Origin of the sequence: Nostoc sp. (assembly GCF_036917755.1) — a bacterium.
In the GTDB taxonomy this organism is placed as follows: domain Bacteria; phylum Cyanobacteriota; class Cyanobacteriia; order Cyanobacteriales; family Nostocaceae; genus Nostoc.
Genome location: NZ_JBALFC010000022.1, coordinates 1 through 5,287 on the forward strand (window position 1 = coordinate 1; position 5,287 = coordinate 5,287).

At 52.0% G+C, this 5,287-nt stretch carries 6 protein-coding genes and 1 pseudogene; 6 read left to right on the plus strand and 1 reads right to left on the minus strand.

What is annotated here, in order from left to right; genetic code table 11:
* Positions 1-90: 90 nt before the first annotated feature.
* From V7L05_RS07740 to V7L05_RS07765, 6 genes and pseudogenes are all read left to right on the plus strand, one after another.
* Positions 91-453 (plus strand): annotated as a pseudogene (locus tag V7L05_RS07740) (hypothetical protein); the annotation flags it as partial.
* Between the two features lie 842 nt (positions 454-1,295).
* Positions 1,296-1,721 carry an Rrf2 family transcriptional regulator gene (locus V7L05_RS07745; RefSeq protein WP_334784204.1) on the plus strand — a complete coding sequence of 142 codons (426 nt, stop codon included), beginning with the start codon at positions 1,296-1,298 and terminating at the stop codon, positions 1,719-1,721.
* A gap of 53 nt (positions 1,722-1,774) precedes the next feature.
* Positions 1,775-2,524: an SDR family NAD(P)-dependent oxidoreductase gene (locus V7L05_RS07750; protein ID WP_335163365.1), complete on the plus strand. Its 750-nt coding sequence runs from the start codon at positions 1,775-1,777 to the stop codon at positions 2,522-2,524.
* Positions 2,525-2,610: 86 nt separating this feature from the next.
* Positions 2,611-3,210, plus strand: a complete 600-nt coding sequence (locus V7L05_RS07755) for an NADPH-dependent F420 reductase (protein ID WP_335163367.1) — start codon at positions 2,611-2,613, stop codon at positions 3,208-3,210.
* 100 nt (positions 3,211-3,310) lie between these two features.
* Positions 3,311-3,727: a nuclear transport factor 2 family protein gene (locus V7L05_RS07760; protein WP_335163369.1), complete on the plus strand. Its 417-nt coding sequence runs from the start codon at positions 3,311-3,313 to the stop codon at positions 3,725-3,727.
* Between the two features lie 98 nt (positions 3,728-3,825).
* Positions 3,826-4,458: a class I SAM-dependent methyltransferase gene (locus V7L05_RS07765; protein ID WP_335163371.1), complete on the plus strand. Its 633-nt coding sequence runs from the start codon at positions 3,826-3,828 to the stop codon at positions 4,456-4,458.
* A gap of 514 nt (positions 4,459-4,972) precedes the next feature.
* Here V7L05_RS07765 and V7L05_RS07770 read toward each other — a convergent pair.
* The gene (locus V7L05_RS07770) at positions 4,973-5,182 is read right to left on the minus strand and encodes a hypothetical protein (RefSeq protein WP_094345806.1); all 210 of its coding nucleotides are present in this window, start codon (positions 5,180-5,182) and stop codon (positions 4,973-4,975) included.
* Positions 5,183-5,287: the final 105 nt, after the last annotated feature.

A 5,287-nucleotide genomic window follows, 5' to 3' on the forward strand; every position in this document is an offset into this window, starting at 1 on the left:
TTTTTCTTGCCAAGTTTTTGCACCATTATTTCGCTACAAGGTCAAGATTACAGGATTTTCACTCTTCTCTAGTAAGTTTTGCCACGCTAGGATTTTCTTATTATTGAACCAAATACTGGCTTACACATAGATTTGGAGGTCGATGAGCCAATTTCCTTTGCAACTCTTAAGCCTACCCACTGTATCGGGGAGGATGATTACCGAAACAAGTGTTTTGCCGATGCCAACTGGCTTGTCATTCGGTTTGCAGAAGAACAAGTTTCGTCTCAGCCAGAACGCTGCGCTCGATTTATTGCTGGTGCGATCGCCCAACTAACGGGCAATGATACTTATCGCCAGAAGCTACTTCATGTAGATAAAGTTACTTCTATGCGTCAGTGGTCTGCACGTCAAGCTTCCAAATTAAAGAAGAGTGATTACCGCCAAGGCTATCTTGTCCAAAGGAAGAACTAAGAATGTGAATATTCGATACAACAATATTGGTGAGAGCGATTAGCATTCTGTGACTTACACTATAAAAAGGTCAAAATATGCTTGGAAAACTAAGTGGCTATTTTATGGGTTCTTGTCAGCTTTTGGCGATCAATAGTGGGCTGGTTTAGGCATCTATGTTGAGGGCAGAAGGCAGAAGGAAGAAAGAATAAAATTACAGAAAGCCCTGTTAAGGGTTACAGAATCTCTACATCACAAGAAAAGTCTTCAGGTTGGATCTGGATCTTTGTCACAAGTTCTACGACGACAGGCAAAATCTTAAAACCCTTCTGCCTCCTGCCTTAAAGCGCGTAACCTTTCATCATCACCAAAAGCTGACAAGAACCTTAATCCTGGCTGAGAAATGTCTTGATTGCAGATCTGAGCGATTAGCATTGCAGGTCACTACAGCTACTCCATCGCAGTGGAGCCAGAATTGCTGAGGTTTTAGCGTTAAATCTGGAGGAGGTTGATCTTAACGGGTGCAAATTCCAGGTGGTTGGTAAAGGTAATAAAAGACGTTGGTGTTTCTATAGCCCAGATGCCGGCTCTGTTCTAGCCCATTATTTACGGTACTACCGCCACGCTGACCATGCTGCCCTCTTCACCGCGCAACATCGGCTCAAATTTATTGTGGAGAGAAAGTGCGACAATGGTAGGCTTATCCGATAAATTGTAATTCGACCTTGAAAATTGCAATTTAAGCTTTTCGCCTTATGAACATGCTCCCGAAACAACAAGACATCAAGGCAACGAACCACCAAGGTTAGACTCGGCCATTACGGAGCTTGACTTTTTTATAAGATACTGTAATAGTATCCATTATGGCATCTGTGAATACCCAGTTTTCAATCGCTGTTCATGTACTGGCAGCAATCGCAAATTACAAGACAACCTTTACGTCAGAAGTTCTGGCAGGTAGCGTGAATGCGAACCCGGTTTTCGTTAAGAGAATTCTTGTCAAACTCTCCAAGGCGAAGCTGGTCACGACCACCGTGGGTAAATCCGGGGGCTATGATCTGGCTAGAAGCCCAGAGAGTATTTCTCTCTTCGACATCTACTCTGCGGTCAGCCCTCCAAGTGCTTTTGCCATCCACACCTATGAGGAAAAAAAGTGGTGCGTAGTGAGTAGTAATATTAAGGAAGTCATGGGCGAGGTGCTGATCGGCACACAGAATGCTGTCGAAAATGATCTGAAGCGAACCACTCTGGCAGATGTGGTTTCAAAAATTAGGAGCAAGTCCAGGTAGCTATTTTCTTGATTCAAATAGATACTTTAATAGTAGCTAAAAGGGACACGAACATGAGCACTATCAGCATGAACAGACTGAATGGAAAGACCGCCGTGATTACCGGCGGCGCTACCGGCATCGGCCTCGCCGCTGCAAAGCGCTTCATCGAGGAAGGCGCTTTCGTCTTCATCTTCGGCCGCCGGCAGGATGCGCTCGACGCGGCTGTGGCCGACCTCGGGCCCAATGCCCGTGCGGTGAAGGGCTCGGTCTCCGATCTGGCCGACCTTGACCGACTCTACGCGGCGGTGAAGGCCGAGCGCGGAACCCTCGACATCGTCTTCGCCAATGCCGGGGTGGGAAGCCAGCTTAAGCTCGGCGAGATCACCGCCAAGCACATTGACGAAACCTTCGACACCAACGTGAAGGGTACGATCTTCACGGTCCAGAAGGCGCTCCCGCTGATGGGCCAGGGCGGTTCGATCATCCTGACCGGATCGAGCGCCGGCACCACGGGTGCCCCGGCGTTCACCGCCTACAGCGCGAGCAAGGCGGCAGTGCGCAACCTCGCGCGGACCTGGGTGGAGGACCTGAAGAGCACCGGCATCCGCGTAAACGTGCTGTCGCCCGGGGCGATAGCGACCGAACTCGCGACGGAATCGCTAGGCGAGGAGGGACTGAAGGCCTACGGCTCGATGACTGGGTTCCAGCGCATGGGCGATCCGACGGAGCTCGGGGCCGTGGCTGCCTTTCTTGCGTCGTCGGACAGCAGCTTCATGACCGGCAGCGAGGTCGCCGTCGACGGCGGCCTGGCGCAAATCTAACCCGCTCGCCTTACGGCGCGCCATTTCGATTATTCAGAGCGCCGTAGGGTTCGGTAGACCAAATTCGGTAAACCAAAGGATAATATATGAGCTACGCAATTATCGGCTTCGGGAAGATCGGCCAGGCTCTGGCCAAGGCGTTTGCCCGCAAGGGCATCGAAGTATTCGTTGCGACCACGCGCGACCCGGCAAGCTTCACATCCGCTGCGGCCGCGATCGGACCCACGATCATCCCCAAAACACTGGCGGAAGCCGTCAAGGCGGACATCATCTTTTTGGCCGTCCGTTTCGAGTCGCACCAGGATGTCGCGAAGGCGCTGCCGACCTGGCAGGGAAAGACCATCATCGACGTGACCAATGCCTACGGCGTGTCCCCTGAGGCACTGGGAGGACAGCCTTCTTCCAAGGTCGTCGCACATGCCTTCACTGGTGGAAGACTGGTTAAGGGCTTCAACCATTTGGGCGCTGCCGTCCTTGACCAAGATCCTGCCGTGCATGGCGGAAAGAGAGTCGTGTTCCTGGCGAGCGACGATGACGCTGCCGCAACGGAGATTGGTGCGCTCGCGGAAAATCTCGGTTTCTCGCCGATCAAACTTGGCGGGCTTTCGGAAGGCGGACTGCTTGTGCAGGCCCGGGGAAATAGTTGGGGTCGGCTGATCTTTAAGGACTTGGTCAAGTTCGACTGATGAGTCGTGATCGCAAATCTCGATGCGATCCTGCCTCGTGGACCACAACGTGTCCGATTAGACCGGACACAATCCGACCTAAGGAAAAAGGAGAGATTCGATGAGCATCAAAGAGAATGTCCAGATTGTGAAGGATTTCTTTGCAGCAATGGGCAGCTACAACGAGCACGATCTGCTTGCGTTGGCTGCCGAAGATATTGAATGGATCATTCCGGGCGAAGGCTGGCCGCTGGCAGGTACGCACCGCGGGCACGCGGAATTGGCGGCTGTGCTAAAGAAGGCGTCCGAAGAGGTGGAAATGAAATACCCAAAGCCCCCCGAATTCGTGGCGCAGGGAGACCGGGTTCTGGTTGTCGGCGTCGCTACGGGGAAAATCAAAGCCACGAATAAGCCGTTCAGGGACGATTGGGTCTTCGACATTACCGTTCGAGACGGCAAAGTGGCGCACATCCAGGAGTATATCGACACGCAAGCACTGGCGCGGGCCTCGCAGATGGACGCGTCCGGGCTGGCGTAGTGCTGGTCGTCTGCGACCATCGCGGGGTGAACGGTGGATCTGCCCGCCCCCTCGCAGTCCGCGCGCTCGTCGAATGCCCAACCGTAAAGGAGATCCCGATGTACGACCAATCCAAGCTATCCGAGTTGATCCGGTTCGCACGAGTCGATGCGGGCTCTACCGTCATCGATGTTTACCCAGGCGACGGCGAATGGACCCGCCTCTTCTCCGACGTCGTGGGACCCGAAGGACGGGTCTTCAGTTTCGTGCCAACTGAAATCGCCGACTTAAAGAACGATCAGGTCGGCCGCATGCGGGCGCTCGCGAAGGAGCCGGGCCGAGAGAACGTCGAAGCCGTCTCAGCGGACCTCGTCGCGATGCCAGAGGCCACGCAACCAGCGGATGTCCTGTGGCTGCACCTGTTCTACCACGATCTCCACACCGCGCTGATCCAGGCCAGGGGCGCGACAGCGGCCCACTTCAATCGAGCTGTCTACGAGCGGCTGAAGCCCGGTGGGTCCTACGTCATCGTAGACCACGCCGCCGCCGTCGGGGCGGGCACGAGCGACGCCCAGTCGCTGCATCGGATTGAACCTGCATCCGTTCGCGAGGAGGTGGAGGCGGCCGGCTTCGTACTGGACGCGGAAAGCACCATGCTCGCGAACAAGGACGATCCGCACTCGATCAAGGTGTTCGATCCCTCGATCAAGGGCGAGACCGATCGCTTCGCCTATCGGTTCGTGAAGCCCTGACAGTTCCCGGATGCCATTCCAGAATCGGATCGGATTCAATATTTCACTTTAACCCCAGAGGATCAAGTCCAAATTAAGGTTCTTGGCAACTTTTGGTGATGATGAAAGGTTACGCGCTTTAAGGCAGAAGGCAGGAGACAGAGGGCAGAAGGGTTTTAAGATTTTGCCTGTCGTCGTAGAACTTGTGACAAAGATCCAGATCCAACCTGAAGACTTTTATACAGTTTTTCCATTAAGCGATCGCTCATATTTTTCTCTACACTTCTTTCCTAAGATTTAAGTTGCATAACACCAGGGCTGAAGCCCTTACTACAAGCGAATCAGTCTGGAAAAATGAATGACGATTAGCTTAGGGAGCAACCCGAAAAAGTGAGATCAGGGTTTAATTCTCAGTTATATAGCTAGATTCTCAATAAAAACAGGTATTTCACCGCGATCGCACTATTAAACAGGTGATTTATACCCCTAATTTTTAGCACCTCACAAAATCGCGTTGCTCCCATTAGCTTATTCCTCAAACACCACGGGTATTTTCATAAAGATTTTGAATAGCTCTAATAGCGGCTTGCTCTGGTCTAAGCCCCAAAAACGCCTCATGATTATCTATAGTTACAAGCATTGCACAATAATCAAGCTTTATTAGCTCCATTTGAATTGTTGCAATCCAATCACCTCTAATTCTACGTTTTAGTCGCTCAAATTCTTCTATTTCAGATTCCGTCATAATCCAAAATGTATCCGCTCAAAATTTCGGGGTAGAGATTTATTCAGGTAGCCAGGACCAACCAAATGGGTTAGAAGAAGACAACTCTAGAATAATGTTACCCAA

What these genes read in the sequence shown, in the direction of transcription:
- V7L05_RS07755 (WP_335163367.1), top strand. Translation starts at nt 2,611, where the DNA reads ATGAGCTACGCAATTATCGGCTTCGGGAAGATCGGCCAGGCTCTGGCC.
- V7L05_RS07760 (WP_335163369.1), top strand. Translation starts at nt 3,311, where the DNA reads ATGAGCATCAAAGAGAATGTCCAGATTGTGAAGGATTTCTTTGCAGCA.
- V7L05_RS07765 (WP_335163371.1), top strand. Translation starts at nt 3,826, where the DNA reads ATGTACGACCAATCCAAGCTATCCGAGTTGATCCGGTTCGCACGAGTC.
- V7L05_RS07745 (WP_334784204.1), top strand. Translation starts at nt 1,296, where the DNA reads ATGGCATCTGTGAATACCCAGTTTTCAATCGCTGTTCATGTACTGGCA.
- V7L05_RS07770 (WP_094345806.1), bottom strand. Translation starts at nt 5,182, where the DNA reads ATGACGGAATCTGAAATAGAAGAATTTGAGCGACTAAAACGTAGAATT.
- V7L05_RS07750 (WP_335163365.1), top strand. Translation starts at nt 1,775, where the DNA reads ATGAGCACTATCAGCATGAACAGACTGAATGGAAAGACCGCCGTGATT.